The sequence below is a fragment of the Nocardioides sp. S5-5 genome, assembly GCF_054954065.1.
The window spans coordinates 258,464-273,942 of sequence record NZ_CP199913.1 but is presented as its reverse complement, the minus strand read 5'-3'; the positions used below and the strand labels follow the sequence as shown (position 1 = coordinate 273,942).

Annotated in this window: 15 protein-coding genes; 5 read left to right on the top strand and 10 right to left on the bottom strand. The window is 72.1% G+C overall.

Features of this window, described 5'->3' with window-relative positions; all coding sequences use genetic code 11:
- Window positions 1-63: 63 nt before the first annotated feature.
- From ACUP6Y_RS01225 to ACUP6Y_RS01215, 3 genes are read right to left on the bottom strand one after another with little or no spacing between them, the layout of a single operon-like run.
- Window positions 64-798, bottom strand: coding sequence for a calcium-binding protein (locus ACUP6Y_RS01225; protein WP_462553780.1), 735 nt, complete (start codon window positions 796-798; stop codon window positions 64-66).
- 40 nt (window positions 799-838) lie between these two features.
- Window positions 839-1,240 carry a PIN domain-containing protein gene (locus tag ACUP6Y_RS01220; RefSeq protein ID WP_462553779.1) on the bottom strand — a complete coding sequence of 134 codons (402 nt, stop codon included), beginning with the start codon at window positions 1,238-1,240 and terminating at the stop codon, window positions 839-841.
- Window positions 1,224-1,496, bottom strand: a complete 273-nt coding sequence (locus ACUP6Y_RS01215) for an AbrB/MazE/SpoVT family DNA-binding domain-containing protein (RefSeq protein WP_462553778.1) — start codon at window positions 1,494-1,496, stop codon at window positions 1,224-1,226. The genes ACUP6Y_RS01220 and ACUP6Y_RS01215 overlap by 17 nt, the downstream gene beginning before the upstream one ends.
- Before the next feature lie 54 nt (window positions 1,497-1,550).
- Between ACUP6Y_RS01215 and ACUP6Y_RS01210 the strand changes: the two genes are divergently transcribed.
- Together ACUP6Y_RS01210 and ACUP6Y_RS01205 are read left to right on the top strand one after the other, a co-directional pair.
- Entirely contained in the window at window positions 1,551-2,348 is a 798-nt protein-coding gene (locus ACUP6Y_RS01210; RefSeq protein WP_462553777.1) for an SDR family oxidoreductase, read from the top strand.
- Between the two features lie 6 nt (window positions 2,349-2,354).
- Window positions 2,355-4,040, top strand: a complete 1,686-nt coding sequence (locus ACUP6Y_RS01205) for a lipase family protein (protein WP_462553776.1) — start codon at window positions 2,355-2,357, stop codon at window positions 4,038-4,040.
- Here the strand turns inward: ACUP6Y_RS01205 and ACUP6Y_RS01200 are convergent.
- Complete coding sequence (locus ACUP6Y_RS01200; protein WP_462553775.1) at window positions 4,016-5,104, bottom strand: VanZ family protein; 1,089 nt, start codon at window positions 5,102-5,104, stop codon at window positions 4,016-4,018. The genes ACUP6Y_RS01205 and ACUP6Y_RS01200 overlap by 25 nt on opposite strands.
- A 235-nt stretch (window positions 5,105-5,339) precedes the next feature.
- Between ACUP6Y_RS01200 and ACUP6Y_RS01195 the strand changes: the two genes are divergently transcribed.
- Together ACUP6Y_RS01195 and ACUP6Y_RS01190 are read left to right on the top strand one after the other, a co-directional pair.
- The gene (locus tag ACUP6Y_RS01195; protein ID WP_462553774.1) at window positions 5,340-5,699 is read left to right on the top strand and encodes a hypothetical protein; all 360 of its coding nucleotides are present in this window, start codon (window positions 5,340-5,342) and stop codon (window positions 5,697-5,699) included.
- Window positions 5,674-5,994 (top strand): calcium-binding protein, encoded by a 321-nt coding sequence (locus ACUP6Y_RS01190; protein ID WP_462553773.1) that lies wholly within the window; start codon window positions 5,674-5,676, stop codon window positions 5,992-5,994. The genes ACUP6Y_RS01195 and ACUP6Y_RS01190 overlap by 26 nt, the downstream gene beginning before the upstream one ends.
- A 156-nt stretch (window positions 5,995-6,150) precedes the next feature.
- Here the strand turns inward: ACUP6Y_RS01190 and ACUP6Y_RS01185 are convergent, their stop codons facing one another.
- From ACUP6Y_RS01185 to ACUP6Y_RS01165, 5 genes are all read right to left on the bottom strand, one after another.
- Complete coding sequence (locus ACUP6Y_RS01185; RefSeq protein ID WP_462553772.1) at window positions 6,151-6,819, bottom strand: histidine phosphatase family protein; 669 nt, start codon at window positions 6,817-6,819, stop codon at window positions 6,151-6,153.
- A gap of 73 nt (window positions 6,820-6,892) precedes the next feature.
- The gene (locus tag ACUP6Y_RS01180; RefSeq protein ID WP_462553771.1) at window positions 6,893-7,663 is read right to left on the bottom strand and encodes an SDR family NAD(P)-dependent oxidoreductase; all 771 of its coding nucleotides are present in this window, start codon (window positions 7,661-7,663) and stop codon (window positions 6,893-6,895) included.
- A 30-nt stretch (window positions 7,664-7,693) separates the two neighbouring features.
- Complete coding sequence (locus tag ACUP6Y_RS01175; protein ID WP_462553770.1) at window positions 7,694-9,346, bottom strand: LCP family protein; 1,653 nt, start codon at window positions 9,344-9,346, stop codon at window positions 7,694-7,696.
- Window positions 9,347-9,452: 106 nt separating this feature from the next.
- Window positions 9,453-11,642, bottom strand: coding sequence for a 3-hydroxyacyl-CoA dehydrogenase NAD-binding domain-containing protein (locus tag ACUP6Y_RS01170; protein WP_462553769.1), 2,190 nt, complete (start codon window positions 11,640-11,642; stop codon window positions 9,453-9,455).
- Window positions 11,643-11,694: 52 nt separating this feature from the next.
- The gene (locus ACUP6Y_RS01165) at window positions 11,695-12,906 is read right to left on the bottom strand and encodes an acetyl-CoA C-acetyltransferase (protein WP_462553768.1); all 1,212 of its coding nucleotides are present in this window, start codon (window positions 12,904-12,906) and stop codon (window positions 11,695-11,697) included.
- 62 nt (window positions 12,907-12,968) lie between these two features.
- Between ACUP6Y_RS01165 and ACUP6Y_RS01160 the strand changes: the two genes are divergently transcribed.
- Window positions 12,969-13,718, top strand: a complete 750-nt coding sequence (locus ACUP6Y_RS01160; RefSeq protein ID WP_462553767.1) for a MerR family transcriptional regulator — start codon at window positions 12,969-12,971, stop codon at window positions 13,716-13,718.
- Window positions 13,719-13,817: 99 nt separating this feature from the next.
- Here the strand turns inward: ACUP6Y_RS01160 and ACUP6Y_RS01155 are convergent, their stop codons facing one another.
- Window positions 13,818-15,284: a DEAD/DEAH box helicase gene (locus tag ACUP6Y_RS01155; protein WP_462553766.1), complete on the bottom strand. Its 1,467-nt coding sequence runs from the start codon at window positions 15,282-15,284 to the stop codon at window positions 13,818-13,820.
- Window positions 15,285-15,479: the final 195 nt, after the last annotated feature.

Sequence of the window (15,479 nt, the reverse complement as noted above, 5' to 3'; positions counted from 1 at the left end):
TCGACGACGACTACATACCGAGTATAGAAATGTATACCCGGTATGTGGTTGTCGTGTCGAGCCCTACCGCTCGCAGCTCCGGCGCACCTCACCGGTGCAGGTGTCCTTGCCGCGGCCGCCGATCACGGTGTCGTTGCCGCCGCGGCCGTTGAGGACGTCCTTGCCGGCGCCGCCGCGCAGTACGTTGTCGAGGGAGTCGCCCAGGATCAGGTCGTCGTCGGGGGTGCCGCGGACCTCCTCGACCCCGGCGAGCGAGGTGCGCAGCCGCAGGCCGCCGACCTCGGCGTCCGCGGAGGCCAGGCCGAGAGCCAGGTTGACGTAGACGCCCGAGGTCGCGCCCGCGACGTACCCCTCGTAGAAGATCACCCGGTCGTGGCCGGGGCCGCCGTCGAAGGAGCCGGAGCCCATCGGCGCCCAGGAGGTGTCCGCGCCCTTGCCGCCGCGCGCGACGCCGACGCCGTGGAACCGGTCGGCGCCCTTGCCGCCATCGGCCCGGCCGGCGAAGTAGATGGTGTCGTCGCCCCGCCCGCCGACCACCCGGGTCCGGGCGTCGCCGCAGATCAGGTCGTCGCCGTCGAGCCCGAGGACGACGTCGCGTCCCTTGCCCCTGCCCGCGACGATGACGTCGCGCCTGTTCGTGCCGACGATCCGGTCATCGCCCTTGGACGGGTCGACGATCGTGGCGCGCTGACCCGCACAGGTCGGCACCGGCGCCCGGGCCGGCGCGGGCGCCACGCCGGCGAGTCCGCCCCCGGCCGCCAGCAGCGCCGCGGTCACCACGATCCGAGCTCTCCGCATCCCTCGTCCCTGTCGCACCAGGGCAGGATGTCACCGCGACTCAGATGAGCCGGTAGCGCACCCCCAGCGCGTCGTAGGTCGATCGCGCCCGGCGGTCACGAGTGATCAGGGTGACGTCATGGTGGCGCGCGGTCAGCCCGACCAGGCCGTCGTAGACCGCGCCACCGACGACGTCCGAGGCGGCGCAGTCGGCAACCAGCTCGGCCTGACACGACTCCGGCAGGCCGATCACCTCGAGGCCCAGGCCGTCGAGCGCGCGCAGCACGTCGCGCCCGGCCATCTGGTAGCCCAGCTGCACCCGGGTCAGGACGCTGTAGGTCTCGAGCAGCACGTGAGTCGGCACGGCACTCAGCTCGGGCCACACCTTGAGCGCCGCGGCGTGGGCGGGATGGCGCGGGTTGAGCATCGGGACCAGAAGGCTGGTGTCACAGGCGGCGGTCACGGACGGCCTCCAGGGTCTCGCGGATCATCTCGTCGGTCAGCGGCGGCACGTTGTCGTCCTTGTAGACGATCCGCGGTGGCCCGCCCTCGGGGAACTCGATCTCGACCTCGGCGCGCGGGAGCTCGATCTCGATCCGCCCGTCGACGAAGAACACGTCGAGGCGGGTGCCGCCGGTCAGCCCCATGGCATCGCGGATCGCCTTGGGCACGACGATCCGCCCGGCACCGTCGATGGTGGTCTGGATGGCAACGCTCATGGTCGCCACAATACCATTTGCGGTGGCATCATCCACGTACGAAAGACTGCGGCCATGGCACAGACGATCCTGATCACCGGCGCGTCGAGCGGCCTGGGCGCCGAGATGGCGCGCCAGTTCGCGGACCGGGGCTACGACCTGGCGCTGGCGGCCCGGCGCACCGAGCGCCTCGAGGAGCTGGCGGCCGAGGTCCGCTCCGCCCACCCGGAGCGCCGGGTCGCGCTCCGGGCGCTCGACGTCACCGACCACGACGCCGTGTTCCGGGTCTTCGGCGAGCTGCGCGACGAGCTGGGCCGGCTGGACCGGGTGGTGGTCAACGCGGGCCTCGGCAAGGGCGCCAGGCTCGGCACCGGCCGCTTCGACGTCAACCTCGAGACCGCGATGACCAACTTCGTCGGAGCGCTCGCCCAGACCGAGGCCGCGATGGAGGTGTTCCGCGCGCAGGAGGCGGGCCACCTGGTGATGGTGTCGTCGATGTCGGCGATGCGCGGCATGCCCTCCTCCATGACGACGTACGCCGCCACCAAGGCCGGCGTCGCGCACCTGGCCGAGGGCCTGCGCACCGAGCTGCACGGCACCCGGCTGCAGAAGAAGGTCAAGGTGAGCGTGCTCTACCCGGGCTACATCCGCTCGGAGATGAACGACAAGGTCCAGGCGAAGCCAGGGGGGAGCGAAGCGACCGGCCGTAGGCAGGTGACGCCGCTGATGTCGTCGACCGAGAAGGGGGTGGCCGCCATGGTCGCCGCGATCGAGAAGGAGGTCGCCGACGCCTGCGTGCCGGCGCTGCCGTGGGCCGCGATGGCGCCGGTGATGAGGCACGCGCCGCTCGGCGTGCTCAAGAGGCTGATCTGATTCCCGATGACCGTCCCCCCGGCCGCCTTCGCGGCGCTCCGTACGGCGAGCGGCATCGCGCTGGTCGCCGTCGGCGCCGGCCTGGCCGTGCGGCCGTTCGCGTCCTTGGCGGTGCTCCTGCTGCTGGTCGTGGCCGGCCTGCTCGTCGCCGCGGTCGGCGAGCTGGTCGACCTCCCCGAGCCGGGTCCCGGCCGGCGGCTCGCCCAGGCCCGGGCGGGCGTCGCCCTGCTCGCCGCCGGGGCGCTGCTCGCCTGGCCGGGCGCGGGCCTCGCCGCCGCCGTGGTCGTCATCGGGCTGGGCCTGGTGGGCCACGGGGCCCTGGAGGCGTGGGCCGCCCGCCGGCTGCGTGGTACGACGCGGTGGAGCGCCGCGCTGAGCGGCGGCGCCGCGGTCGGCTTCGGCGTGCTGGTGCTGGCGTGGCCCGATCTCAGCGTGCTGGCCATGGCCGTCCTCGTCGGCGTCCGCCTGGTCCTGCTCGGGGCGCGGCTGCTGACCGGCCGCCGTCCCACGGGTCGCCGCGGTCTGCTCGGCAGCGCCGTGGTCGCCGGCGTCGCGCTGCTACTGCTGGTCGTCGGCCTGGCGATCGACCGCGCGGCGCCGCGGCCCGACGCGTTCTACACCGCCCCCGCGTCGGTGCCGTCCGAGCCGGGCCGGCTGATCCGCAGCGAGCCCTTCATCCGCGACATCCCCGCCGGGGCACGGGCCTGGCGGATCCTCTACACGACGACCCGCGACGACGGCGTGCCCGCCGTGGCAAGCGGGCTGGTCGTCGTACCGCGGGAGCGATCGGCGGACCTGCCCGTCGTCGCCTGGGCGCACGGCACCACCGGGATCGCCCGCGGCTGCGCGCCGAGCGTCGGCGAGCCGTTCACCTCGGGCGCCTTCTTCGCGCTCGACGACGTGCTCGCCCGCGGCTGGGCCCTGGTCGCCACCGACTACGTCGGGCTCGGCACCGCCGGGCCGCACCCCTATCTCATCGGCCAGGGCGAGGGTCGCTCCGTACTCGACGCGGTCCGGGCCGCGCGCGAGCTGACCGACGCCGACCTCGGCGCGCGGAGCGTGGTGTGGGGACACAGCCAGGGCGGCCACGCCGCGCTGTGGGCGGGCATGCTGGCGCCGTCGTACGCCCCGGACGTGCCGCTCGCCGGCGTCGCCGCACTCGCCCCCGCCGCCAACCTGCCCGCCCTGGTCGACGGCCTCGCCGAGGTGACCGGCGGCGAGATCTTCGCCTCCTTCGTCCTCGACGCCTATGCGGAGGCGTACGACGACGTCGACGACGCGACCTACGTCCGCCCCGCCGCCCGGCAGATCGTCCGCGAGCTCGCCGGCCGCTGTCTGTCCGAGCCGAGCACGCTGGTGTCGGTGGCGACCGTGCTCTCCCTCGACAAGCCGATCTGGCGCGGCGACCCCGACCGCGGCGGGCTCGCGGCCCGGCTGCGGGAGAACGTCCCGGACGGTCCGGTCGCCGCGCCGCTCCTGATCGCCCAGGGCGAGGACGACACGCTGGTGACGCCGGCCGCGCAGGACGCGTACGTCGCCGGGCGCTGCGCAGCCGGCCAGGCCCTCGCCTACCACCGGTACGCCGGCCTGGACCACGTCCCGCTCGTCGAGGCCGGCTCCCCGGCGATCGCCGACCTGGTCGCCTGGACCGCGGACCGGTTCGCGGGTCAGCCCGCCGCCGACACCTGCTGACGCTCGACCGAGCGCGGCAGCACGATCTCCAGGTCGAGGCCGGCGGCGGCGTGGGCGAGTCCGCGGTGCCCGCCGGCCCTGGGGACCGCCGCCCCCAGGCTGACGAGGACGAACAGCGCGAGCACCGGGCCGGTCCAGGCACCCGGGGTCGCCAGCAGCACGAGGAGCGGCCCGACCCCGGTCACCAGCTTCACCAGCCGCGCGAGCGGCAGCGGACCCCGGCCGCCGATGGTGCGCACCGAGACCACCCACTCGCCGACCGTCCGCCCGCCCAGGAGTACGGCGGCCACCTCGACCAGCCCCGGAACGCCCCACTGCAGCAGCCGCTCGGGCGTGGTCGGCAGGTCCGCGAAGGGCACCTCGACGACGTACAGCTGCACCGCCCGCCACGCGATCGACAGCGCCGACCCGAGCAGCAGCACGAACAGCCCGTCGCACACCATGCCGACCCAGCGCCGGCCGAGGGTGATCGTGGTCGGCCACACCACCTCCGGCCGCTGGCGGCGGACGAAGATCGCCGAGACCAGCGAGCCGAGCGTCGCGCCGAGGGTGTTGATGATCAGGTCGTCGACGTCGAAGAGCCGGTAGGCGCAGTCGTAGAGGTGCCAGACACCGGTGGCCTGGGTGGTCTCGATGAGCAGCGAGACCACGAAGCCGAGCAGGGTCGCCACGACCACCCCGCGCCGCGCGATCCGGCGCACGAACCAGCCCAGCGGCACGAACAGCAGCACGTTGAGCGCCACCTGCTGGAAGGCCACGTCGTGCGCCAGGGCCGACAGTCCGGCCCGCGAGCCGAGATCACCCCAGTCGATCCCGCGGATGGTGTCGAAGGGCATCGTCTGCTTCCCGACGCAGCGGTAGTCGTCGCTCGCCGGCATCGGCAGCAGGGTGTAGGTCCACAGCGCCAGCCCGTAGACCGCGCCCGACAGCAGCACGGTCAGGTCGCGCGGCCCCAGCCGCCCGTCGCGCCGGTACTCCACCGCCGCCACGGGGAGCAGCAGGACCACCGCGACGACGGTCCCGAGGACGGTCGCGACGACCGCGTTCAGCACCTGGTCGGACATGGCTGCTCATTGTGCCCGGGCGCCCCCTGGGCGCGCACTCGCCGATAGGGCAGAGTGACGCAGAATCTCCGCTGACCGGCGACATCCTTCCGCGATCTGACCTCCGAACGGAGGTCATCAGCCACATGATCTTGAGCCGCGATGCAACCACTCCGCCTGGTGAATCCCTTGTGGGAGGGATCCACCAGAATGAAATCTTGAAGGAGTTGCTGTGCGGGGACAACGAACAATCTTCGTGGGCGCGGCAGCGGCACTGCTGTGCGTTCCGATGGGCTACGCGATCGCTGACATGGCGTCGACCGACAGCAAAGAGGACGCCAGCGCTGCCGTTGCCGTCCGCGCGGACGAGACGATTCCCGAGGCTGTGCCGTTGGGTGAGTGCCCGGAGGTGCAGAAGTACTACGAGAGCGCCGAGTACAAGGCGTTCATCGACCAGTACTACGGCGATGTCAAGACGGAGACGGACCCCGCCAAGATCTTCTTCGCCGACGACTGCCCTGATGTCGACGCCTTGTCGCGACAAGTGAAGAAGGTCCTGGAGTCGGGTGTCACACTCCCCGCCGACCTGCGTGGATCACAGCAGGTGGGCCAGTGAGCCGACCGATCCTCGGCCTCATTGCCGGCGGGGGCAAGGCGGCGACCACCTCTACGGGGACAACGGCAACGACACCATCGAAGGGAAGTCCGGTGCCGATGTGATCGACGGCGGCGACAAGACCGACTTCCTGTTCGGTGGTGCCGACAACGACGCCATCTACGCCTACAACGACACCTACACCGATGTGGTCGACGGGATGGATGGCAGCGACACCTGCATCATCGGCCAGATCTTGGATCTGGGGAACTACTCCAACTGCGAGACCGTCATCAGGAAGGAAGAACCGCTCTGATGGCGAGGCGCGCCCACGAGATCTGACCTACCGAAGAACCGGTCGGCCGGCTGCCGGGGAGTACGCACAACTCCTCGGCAGGCGGCCAGAGCCGTGCGTCAGTACAAGATCGACTACGACAACTACATCGACGAAGAGGGGCGCTGACCGCGGCCCTCAGCGGTAGGTCACCAGCGGGCGCGGCAGATGCGGGTGCTCGTTGAAGGTCAGCAGCCGGGCGCCGGTCGCGCCCACGATCACCCGGGTCACCGAGGTGTTCGCGATGACGGTGTTGAACCGCGCCCAGACCGGGCCCACCGCCGAGCCGTCCGGTACGACGAGCAGCGCGGCCAGCGCCGCGATCACACCTCCCGAGGTGACGACGAGCGTCGGCCCCGGCCGGGCGGCCGCGGCGTCGAGGGCCGCGCGGGCGCGACCGACGAAGGCGTCATAGGGCTCCGGGTAGCCGCCGTCGGCGCCCGCCGCGGCCCAGTGCGCGGTGGAGATCTCGAACTGGTCCTGGAAGGCACGCCGGTCGGTGGTGTGGTCGACCACGGTGCCGGTGGCCTCGGCGTACCGCGCGAGCACGGCGAGGTGGTCGAACTCCGCCCAGTCCTCGTCGATCGCGGTGCCGGCGGCGTCGGCGCCGAGGCCGGCGGCGATCGCCTCCCAGGTCTCGCGGTGCCGGCGCATCCCGCCGTGGACGACGGACACCGGCCGGGGACCCTCCTTCGCCAGCCAGTGGCCGAGCACCCGACCCTGCTCCCAGCCGGTCTCGGAGAGCACGTCGTAGTCGTCGGAGCCGAACGAGGCCTGGCCGTGGCGGACCAGCAGCAGCACGCCCATCAGGCACCGTCCCCGGGCTCGGGGGTGGCGACGTCGAAGGCGTCCTCCTCCCGGACCGCCCGGGACTCGTCGCTCACTCGGCCACCTCGTCGAGCTTGCGGGCCTGCGCGCGCATCACCGCGTCGTACGACGCCCGGTCGCTCACCTTGAGCCGGTACGCCGCCCGCGCCGCGTCGTCGGGGATGATCAGCTCGGTGCCGGCGTCGATCGCGTCGAGGACCGCGGCCGCGATCTCGTCGGGCCCGAGCGGCGCGTCGGCGACCAGCCGGGTCATCACCTGCTGGAGCGCGGCGTCGCGGCCCTCGACCCCGGCCATCAGGTTGGTGCGGAAGTACGACGGGCACACGACGTGCGCGCTCACCCCGTGGGCCGCGAGCTCGTGCCCGGTGGTCTCGGTCAGCGCGACGACGGCCGCCTTGGTGGCGTTGTATCCGCCCATCCCGGCCGGATGCACGAGCCCGGCGAGCGAGGCGACGTTGACGACCCGCCCGCTCCCCTGCCGCTTGAACACCGGCGTGAAGGTGGCCGTGCCGCGCACGGCGCCGAGCAGGTTGATGTCGACCAGCCGCTGCCACTCGTCGATGCCGGACACGTCGAGCCGCCCACCGCCGGCGATCCCGGCATTGTTGACGAGCACGTCCAGCCCGCCCCAGGTCCGCTCGACGTGGTCGCGGGCGGCGGCCCAGTCGGCGTCGCTGGTGATGTCGAGCGGGAGGATCCCCTCGCCGGGCGCGCGGTCGGTGCGGAGCACGTCGGCGCCCCGCTCCTCCCAGGCCCGGGCGAGGGCGGCGCCGAGCCCGGAGGCCGCACCGGTGATCAGGACATGCAACGGCTGGTCGCTCACTCGGCCGACATTAGTGCGTCGGCGTGCGCCCTACGGGTACAGGCCCCGTGTCAGGTGGGCGTTGGCCACCGTCTCGACGGCGGGGTCGTCGCGGCCCGCCGCAGCGAGACGTCGCGGCGCTCGGCGTACGAGACGACGGCGTCCCACGCGGCCCTGTACCCACTCGCGACGGGCACCATCCGAGCCCTGTCCTCCGAGACCCGCTCGCTGCTGCACGACCGGATCGTCTCGGTGTCGGAGAACATCGCGCGGGCCCACGACTGCGAGGCGGTCGTCCGGATCATCATCGGCGAGCCGGTCCTCGAACGACCCGCGCCTGGTCGAGGTCGTCGCCGCCCAGCTCAACGGCCAGGGCATGCCGGTCTCGACCGACCTGCGCTCGCTCGGCGCCGACGACTTCTCGTTCTTCTCCGAGCGGATGCCGGCCACGATGATGTCCGTCGGCAGCGAGGCCGACACCTCCCTGCACACGGCGACCTTCCTGCCGAACCGGACGTGCAGCCCGGCGACCGTCAGCTGCACAGCCCGGCCGCCGCGCGTGCGTCGTCCGAGAGGCGGTCCGCCGACCCGTCCGGTGTCGCGGTGCCGCTCGGCGACGCCGACGGCGTGCTCGAGGGGGAGCCCGAGGCGGACGCCGAGGCCGACCCACCGGACGGGGAGTCCCCGGCGCTGAGCGAGTCGGCGAGGAACTCCTTCGTGAGCGGCCGGTCGTCGATGACCAGCTGCCACAGCCGGTCGACGGACGGCAGCCACTCCACGCCGCCACTGACCTTGTCGGTGTCGAGCGTCCACGGCGTGGTGATGAACTTGATGTCGTCGGCGTCGATGCCCTGGGCGCTGGCCGCGACCTTGGCCATCGCGGCGACGGACTTGAAGTCGGTCTGCAGCTTGGTGGTCGCGGCGCTGATGAAGCTCGCCAGCCGGTCCGGCCGTGCCAGCATCCCCCCCGGTGAGGGCCTTGTCGATCATCGCGCCGATCAGCGCCTGCTGGCGCCGGGTCCGGTAGGGGTCGATGCCGCCGCTGATGCCGTAGCGCACCCGCGCGTAGGCCAGCGCCTCCTCGCCGTCGACCTCGCGGGTGCCGGCCTTGAGGTGGATGTTGCCGGTGGTGTCGTCGATGTCCTCGGGCACGCAGATCTCCACCCCGTCGAGGGCGTCGACCATGTCCTTGAACTGGCTGAAGTCGACGACGACGAACCTGTCGACCGGAATGCCGGTCAGCTGCTCGAGCTGCTGGCGGGTGCAGCCGGGCCCGCCCACGGCGTACGCGGCGTTCCACTTCTCGTACGTCGTCGCGGCGGGGATCTCGCTTCCGTCGGACTCATAGCAGGTCGGCCGCAGCACCGCCGTGTCGCGTGGGATGGAGATCCCGTAGGCGAACCTCCGGTTCGCCGAGAGGTGGAACAGGATCGTGGTGTCGGACAGCCCGCCGCCGGCCTCGCCGTCGATCCTGCAGCCCGCACAGCTACGGGTGTCGGTGCCCATCACCAAGATGTTGACGGCCTTGGTCTGCTTCTTCGGACGGTTCTTGCCGACGACCGCCGGGTGCTCGAGGTTGCCGTTCCAGGTCTCGTAGGCCAACACCACGCCCACCCCGGTCAGCAGGCCCAGCGCCGCCAGGCTCGCCACGATGATCCGCAGGACCGTCCGGCCCGGCCGCGCCACCCGTCGCCGCCCACCCATGTGCGGAAACCTACAGGCACACGCACGCCGACCCGGCGCAAAGTGGATCGCACTTCGCGCCGGGTCGGCGGGGCATTTCGTTCAGTTTTGCGCCGGGTCGGCGTGCTCAGGCGGGGAAGCCCCGGCCCGACGCGGCCAGCTCCCGCAGCCACGGGGTGGCCTGGAACCGGTCGCCGTACGTCGCGGCCAGCTCGTCGGCACGCGCGAGGAAGGCGTTCAGGCCGATCTCGCCCGTGGCCTTGTTCTCGTAGCCGGTCATGAACTGGGCGGCGCCGCCGGTGTTGGGCGGGAAGCCGATGCCCATGATCGAGCCGATGTTCGCGGCGGCCGCCGAGGTGATCACGCCCTCCTCGAAGGTCTTCGCGGTCTCCAGCGCCTCGGCGAAGAGCATCCGGTCGCGGATGTCCTCGATCGGCGGCTGCTCCTCGGCGACGGGGAAGAGGTCGGCGAGACCGGCCCAGATGGAGCCGCGCTTGCCGTCCTCGTAGTCGTAGAAGCCCGCGCCGCGCAGCCGTCCGGCGCGGCCGGCCTCGAGCATCTTGTCGACGACCAGGCTGCCCGGGTGGACCGGGTAGTCCGGGTTGGCGTCCTTGGTGGCCTTCGCGATCTTGGCCATCAGCTCGAGGTTGAGCTCGTCGGAGAGCTGCAGCACCGGGGCCGGGTAGCCGGCGGAGGTGGTGGCCCGCTCGATGGAGTACGGCGCCACGCCCTCGGCGAGCATCGCCATGCCCTCGTTGACCATGAAGCCGATGACCCGCGAGGTGTAGAAGCCGCGGCTGTCGTTGACCACGATCGGCGTCTTCTTGATGAACTGGGTCAGGTCGAACGCCTTGGCCAGGGCGGCCTCGTCGGTCTTCTCACCGGTGATGATCTCGACCAGCGGCATCTTGTCGACCGGCGAGAAGAAGTGCAGGCCGATGAAGTCGGCCGGCCGCTCCACGCCCTCGGCGAGGACCGTGATCGGCAGGGTCGAGGTGTTGGAGCACAGCACCGCGTCGGCGTTGACGTGCGGCATGACCTCCGCGAACACCTTCGCCTTGAGGGCCGGGTCCTCGAAGACCGCCTCGATCACCGTGTCGCAGCCGGCGAGGTCCTCGGGCTTGTCGGTGGCCGTGATCCGGTTGAGGATCTCGTCCGCCTTCTCACTCGTGAGCTTGCCGCGGGAGACCGCCTTCTCGTTGAGCTGGGCGGTGTAGGACTTGCCCTTCTCGGCGTTCTCGACCGAGATGTCCTTGAGGACGACCTCGGCGCCGTTGCGCGCGTAGACGTAGGCGATGCCGGCGCCCATCATGCCGGCGCCGAGCACGGCGACCTTCTTCGGCACGAAGCGCTCGTGGCCGGCGGGACGCTGCGAGCCGGCGTTGATCGCCTGCAGGTCGAAGAAGAACGCCTGGATCATGTTCTTCGAGCCCTGGTTGACGACCAGGTTGGCGAGGTAGCGCGACTCGATCCGCGAGGCGGTGTCGAAGTCGACCTGCGCGCCCTCGACCGCGGCGGAGAGGATCGCCCGCGGGGCGGGGTAGTCGGCGCCCTTGAGCTGCTTGCGCAGGAGCGCCGGGAAGGCCGGGAGGAAGCCGGCGAGGGCCGGCGACTTCGGCGTGCCGCCGGGCATCTTGTAGCCGGGCCTGTCCCATTCGTTCAGCGCGGCCTCGGGGTTGCCCGCAACACTGGCGATCCACGCCTTCGCGGCGGGGACCAGCTCGTCCTGGGTGGCGACCAGCTCGTCGACGACACCCTTCTTGAGCGCGGTCTCCGGGTTGAACTGGGTGCCCTGGAGCAGCACGTCCATCAGCGCGGTCTGCAAGCCCCACTTGCGCACGGCGCGGGTGACGCCGCCCCCGCCGGGGAGCAGGCCGAGGGTAGCCTCGGGCAGGCCGACCTTGATCTTCGGGTCGTTGACCAGGATCCGGTGCTGGGTGGCGAGGGTGATCTCGTAGCCACCGCCCAGCGCGGCGCCGTTGATGGCGGCCACGACCGGCTTCGGGAACAGCTCGAGGCGGCGCAGCGCGGCCTTGATGCTCTCGCACTGGGCGAAGACGTCGCCCGCGTTCTCCTTGGTGGTCTGGACCATCAGCTTGAGGTCGCCGCCGGCGAAGAAGGTCTTCTTCGCGGAGGTGATGACGACGCCGGTGACGTCGTCCTGCTCGGCGTACAGACGCTCGACCGCGGCCGCCATGGACTCGCGGTAGAACTCGTTCATCGTGTTCGCGCTCTGGTTGGGGTCGTCGAGGGTGAGGGTGACGATGCCGTCGGCGTCGCGGTCGTAGCGGACCGCGCTCTGGGTGTCGGTGCTCAATGTCGTTCCTTGAGAGTTTCGAGGAGTGTTCGAGAGGTCGGGAGTACGGCGCTCAGACGCGCTCGACGATCGTGGCGATGCCCATGCCGCCGCCGACGCAGAGCGTGGCGAGGCCGCGGCGCAGGTCGCGCCGCTCGAGCTCGTCGATCAGGGTGCCGAGGATCATCGCGCCGGTGGCGCCGAGCGGGTGACCCATCGCGATGGCGCCGCCGTTGACGTTGGTGATGTCGTGGCTGATGCCCAGGTCGCGCATGAACCTCATGGCGACGGCGGCGAACGCCTCGTTGATCTCGAACAGGTCGATGTCGCCGACCTCGAGACCGGCCTTGGCCAGCGCCTTGCGGGCGGCCGGGGCCGGACCGGTCAGCATGATGATCGGGTCCGCGCCGGAGACCGCGGTGGCGATGATCCGGGCGCGCGGCGTCAGGCCGAGGTCCTTGCCGACCTGCTCGTTGCCGATCAGGGTGAGCGAGGCGCCGTCCACGATGCCCGAGCTGTTGCCGGCGTGGTGGACGTGGTTGATCTTCTCGATCCAGTGGTACTTCTCGAGCGCCACGTCGTCGAAGCCGGCGTCCGCGCCGAGCTGGGCGAAGGACGGCTTGAGGCCGGCGAGGCCCTCGACCGAGGTGTCGGGGCGGACGGTCTCGTCGCGGTCCAGGATGGTCAGGCCGCTGATGTCCTTGACGGGCACGATCGCGCCGTCGAAGTAGCCGTTGGCCTGGGCCTTCGCGGCGCGGTGGTGGGACTCGGCGGCGTACGCGTCGACGTCCTCGCGGCTCCAGCCCTCGATCGTGGCGATCAGGTCGGCGCCGATGCCCTGCGGCACGAAGCCCGCCTTGAAGGCGGTGGCCGGGTCGGACGCCCAGGCGCCGCCGTCGGAGCCCATCGGCACCCGGCTCATCGACTCGACGCCACCGGCGATGATCAGGTCCTCGAACCCGCCGCGGACGCGGCCGGCGGCCTGGTTGACGGCCTCGAGGCCCGAGGCGCAGAAGCGGTTGAGCTGCACACCGGCGACGGTGTCGGGCAGGCCGGCGGCGATGGCCGCGGTCTTGGCGATGTCGCCGCCCTGGTCGCCGATCGGCGAGACGACACCGAGGACGACGTCGTCGATCCGGTTGGTGTCGAGACCGGGGTTGCGCTCCTGCACGGCGTCGATCAGTCCGACGGCGAGGTCGACCGGCTTCACCTCGTGGAGGGAGCCGTTGGCCTTGCCCCGGCCGCGCGGCGTGCGGAGGTGGTCGTACACGAATGCTTCTGCCATGACCGTCCTTGTTTCTGTACGGGAGAGGTGTCTCTGGGGTCGATTGTGACACTATTACTGTCATGGTCAAGAGCGAGGAGTCCGCGGACGGTGTGACCCAGGACGCATCCGGGGCGGACGCGCCCGAGGAGCTGCTCACCCTCGAGGAGCTCACCGCGCGGGTCGGCCTGACCGTGCGCACCGTGCGCTTCTACACCTCGCGCGGCCTGGTCCCACCGCCCATCCGGCGCGGCCGCTCGGGCTACTACTCCGCGGTCCACCTGGCCCGGATCGAGCTGGTCCTCGAGCTGCAGAGCCACGGGTTCACGCTCTCCGCGATCGAGCGGTACGTCGCCGGCATCCCCGAGGACGCCACCCCCGAGGACATCGCGCTGGCCCGCACCATGCTCGCCCCCTGGCAGTCCGACCTCCCCGTCGAGATGGACCGCGAGCAGCTCGAGAAGAGGGCCGGCCGCGCCCTCTCGGCCGAGGACGTCGCCACGCTCCAGGCGCTGGGCGTGCTGCGGATCCGCGGGGCGTCGTACCTCGTCGCGAGCAACCAGCTCGCCATCGGCATCCGGCTGCTCGAGCTCGGCTTCCCCCGCGAGGTCGCGGCCGCGGCCGCCGCCGTCTACCAGGAGCACGGCGAGCAGATGGCCAAGGAGCTCTACGAGGTCATCAACGACAAGCTCGCCCCGCTGTACGACGACGCCACCACCTCCGCGCACTTCCGCGAGATCATGGAGCGGCTCAAGCCGCTGTCGGTCGGTGGCCTGGTGTCGGCGTACGAGTCGGCCGTGGCGCGGGCCGCGCGCACGCCTCATCGGCGCTGAGGTCGCGCGGGAGGCTGCGGCTGGTCAGGCCGGAACCGCGGCCAGCCGGCCGCGGCCGACCTCACGACTCTGGTCGCTGCGAGCGCCTGAGGGCGCGGGTCAGCGGCGACCGGAGCTGAAGCTCGCGGCGCTGTGCCCGCCGCCCGAGCCGGAGCCCGAGCCGGCACCGCGCGAGCGCGACCGGTTGCGGTTGCCGCCCGAGCGCTGGCCCGTCGGCTTGGCCGCACCCTGACCCGACCGGGACTGGCCGGATCGCGGCTGGCCCTGCCCGCCGGACTTCTTGGCGGCGCCCTGCTTCGCGGCGGGCTTCTTGGCAGCACCGGAGCGCCGCCGGCCGCCACCCCCGTTGCCGCCGCCCTGCGGCGCGGCGGGCGTCAGGTCGATCCCGCCGGGGCGGGACCGCTCGCCGGGGGCGAGGTCCTGGAGCACCGGGTGGTCGGGGCCCTGGACCCGAGTGGTGGTCGGCGTGATGCCCGCGGCCCGGGTCAGCGCCCGGACGTCGCCGCGCTGCTCGCTGGTCATCAGCGTGATGACGGTGCCCGCGGCGCCGGCGCGCGCGGTGCGGCCGGAGCGGTGCAGGTACGCCTTGTGCTCGGCCGGCGGGTCGGCGTGGACGACGAGGGAGACGTCGTCGACGTGGATGCCGCGGGCGGCGATGTCGGTGGCCACGAGCGTGGTCGCCGTACCGCTGTGGAAGGCCTCCATGTTGCGGGTCCGCGCCCCCTGGCTGAGGTTGCCGTGGAGGTCGACGGCGGGAACGCCGTTCTTGTTGAGCTGGCGGGCCAGCGCCTTGGCGCCGTGCTTGGTGCGGGTGAAGACCACGGTGCGGCCGGGCGCGCTCACCAGGTCGAGCAGCACGGGCAGTCGCTGCTCGCGCTCGAGGTGCAGCACGTGGTGATCCATCTTGGTCACGGGCGACTGCGCCGAGTCGGCCTCGTGGACGGCCGGGTCGACGAGGAAGCGCTTGACCAGTACGTCGATCGCGTTGTCGAGCGTCGCGGAGAACAGCATCCGCTGGCCGCCCTTCGGCGTCTGGTCGAGCAGCCGGCGCACGGCGGGCAGGAAGCCGAGGTCGGCCATGTGGTCGGCCTCGTCGAGCACCGTGATCCGCACGTCGGCCAGGCTGCAGTGGCCCTGCCCGATCAGGTCCTCGAGCCGGCCGGGGCAGGCGATGAGGATGTCGACGCCGTCACGCAGCGCGTTGACCTGCGGACCCTGGCCGACGCCGCCGAAGACGGTGGTGGTGCGCAGACCGACGGCCTTGGCGAGCGGCGCGACGGTGGCGGCGATCTGCGAGGCGAGCTCGCGGGTCGGCGCGAGGACGAGGGCGCGCGGGCGCTTCGGAGCCGGGCGGCGGCGCTCACCGGCGACCAGACGCGCGACCAGCGGGATGCCGAAGGCGTAGGTCTTGCCGGAGCCGGTGCGGCCGCGGCCGAGCACGTCGCGACCCTTCAGCGAATCGGGCAGGGTGGCGGCCTGGATCGGCGTCGGGACGGTGATCTGGTCGGCCGTCAGGACGTCGAGCAGGGCAGTGGGCACGCCGAGGTCGGCGAAGGTGGTGGTCACGGGTATCTCTCCGGAGATCGCAGCACGCAGCGATCCCCTCAACTGGGCGTCTCGCCGTGCTGCCTGTCCGGTGACAGGCGGTGAAGCGGTGCCTCTGGTGAGGGGCGCGGTCCTCGGGCTGGTGCCGTGAGCTGCGCCGGGATCCGGGGCAAGACTGGCCGGATCGGTGGCATCAGCCTAGGGTCTGCCGCCCGC

What these genes read in the sequence shown, in the direction of transcription:
- ACUP6Y_RS01225 (WP_462553780.1), bottom strand. Translation starts at nt 798, where the DNA reads ATGCGGAGAGCTCGGATCGTGGTGACCGCGGCGCTGCTGGCGGCCGGG.
- ACUP6Y_RS01215 (WP_462553778.1), bottom strand. Translation starts at nt 1,496, where the DNA reads ATGAGCGTTGCCATCCAGACCACCATCGACGGTGCCGGGCGGATCGTC.
- ACUP6Y_RS01210 (WP_462553777.1), top strand. Translation starts at nt 1,551, where the DNA reads ATGGCACAGACGATCCTGATCACCGGCGCGTCGAGCGGCCTGGGCGCC.
- ACUP6Y_RS01205 (WP_462553776.1), top strand. Translation starts at nt 2,355, where the DNA reads ATGACCGTCCCCCCGGCCGCCTTCGCGGCGCTCCGTACGGCGAGCGGC.
- ACUP6Y_RS01200 (WP_462553775.1), bottom strand. Translation starts at nt 5,104, where the DNA reads ATGTCCGACCAGGTGCTGAACGCGGTCGTCGCGACCGTCCTCGGGACC.
- ACUP6Y_RS01185 (WP_462553772.1), bottom strand. Translation starts at nt 6,819, where the DNA reads ATGGGCGTGCTGCTGCTGGTCCGCCACGGCCAGGCCTCGTTCGGCTCC.
- ACUP6Y_RS01175 (WP_462553770.1), bottom strand. Translation starts at nt 9,346, where the DNA reads ATGGGTGGGCGGCGACGGGTGGCGCGGCCGGGCCGGACGGTCCTGCGG.
- ACUP6Y_RS01165 (WP_462553768.1), bottom strand. Translation starts at nt 12,906, where the DNA reads ATGGCAGAAGCATTCGTGTACGACCACCTCCGCACGCCGCGCGGCCGG.
- ACUP6Y_RS01160 (WP_462553767.1), top strand. Translation starts at nt 12,969, where the DNA reads ATGGTCAAGAGCGAGGAGTCCGCGGACGGTGTGACCCAGGACGCATCC.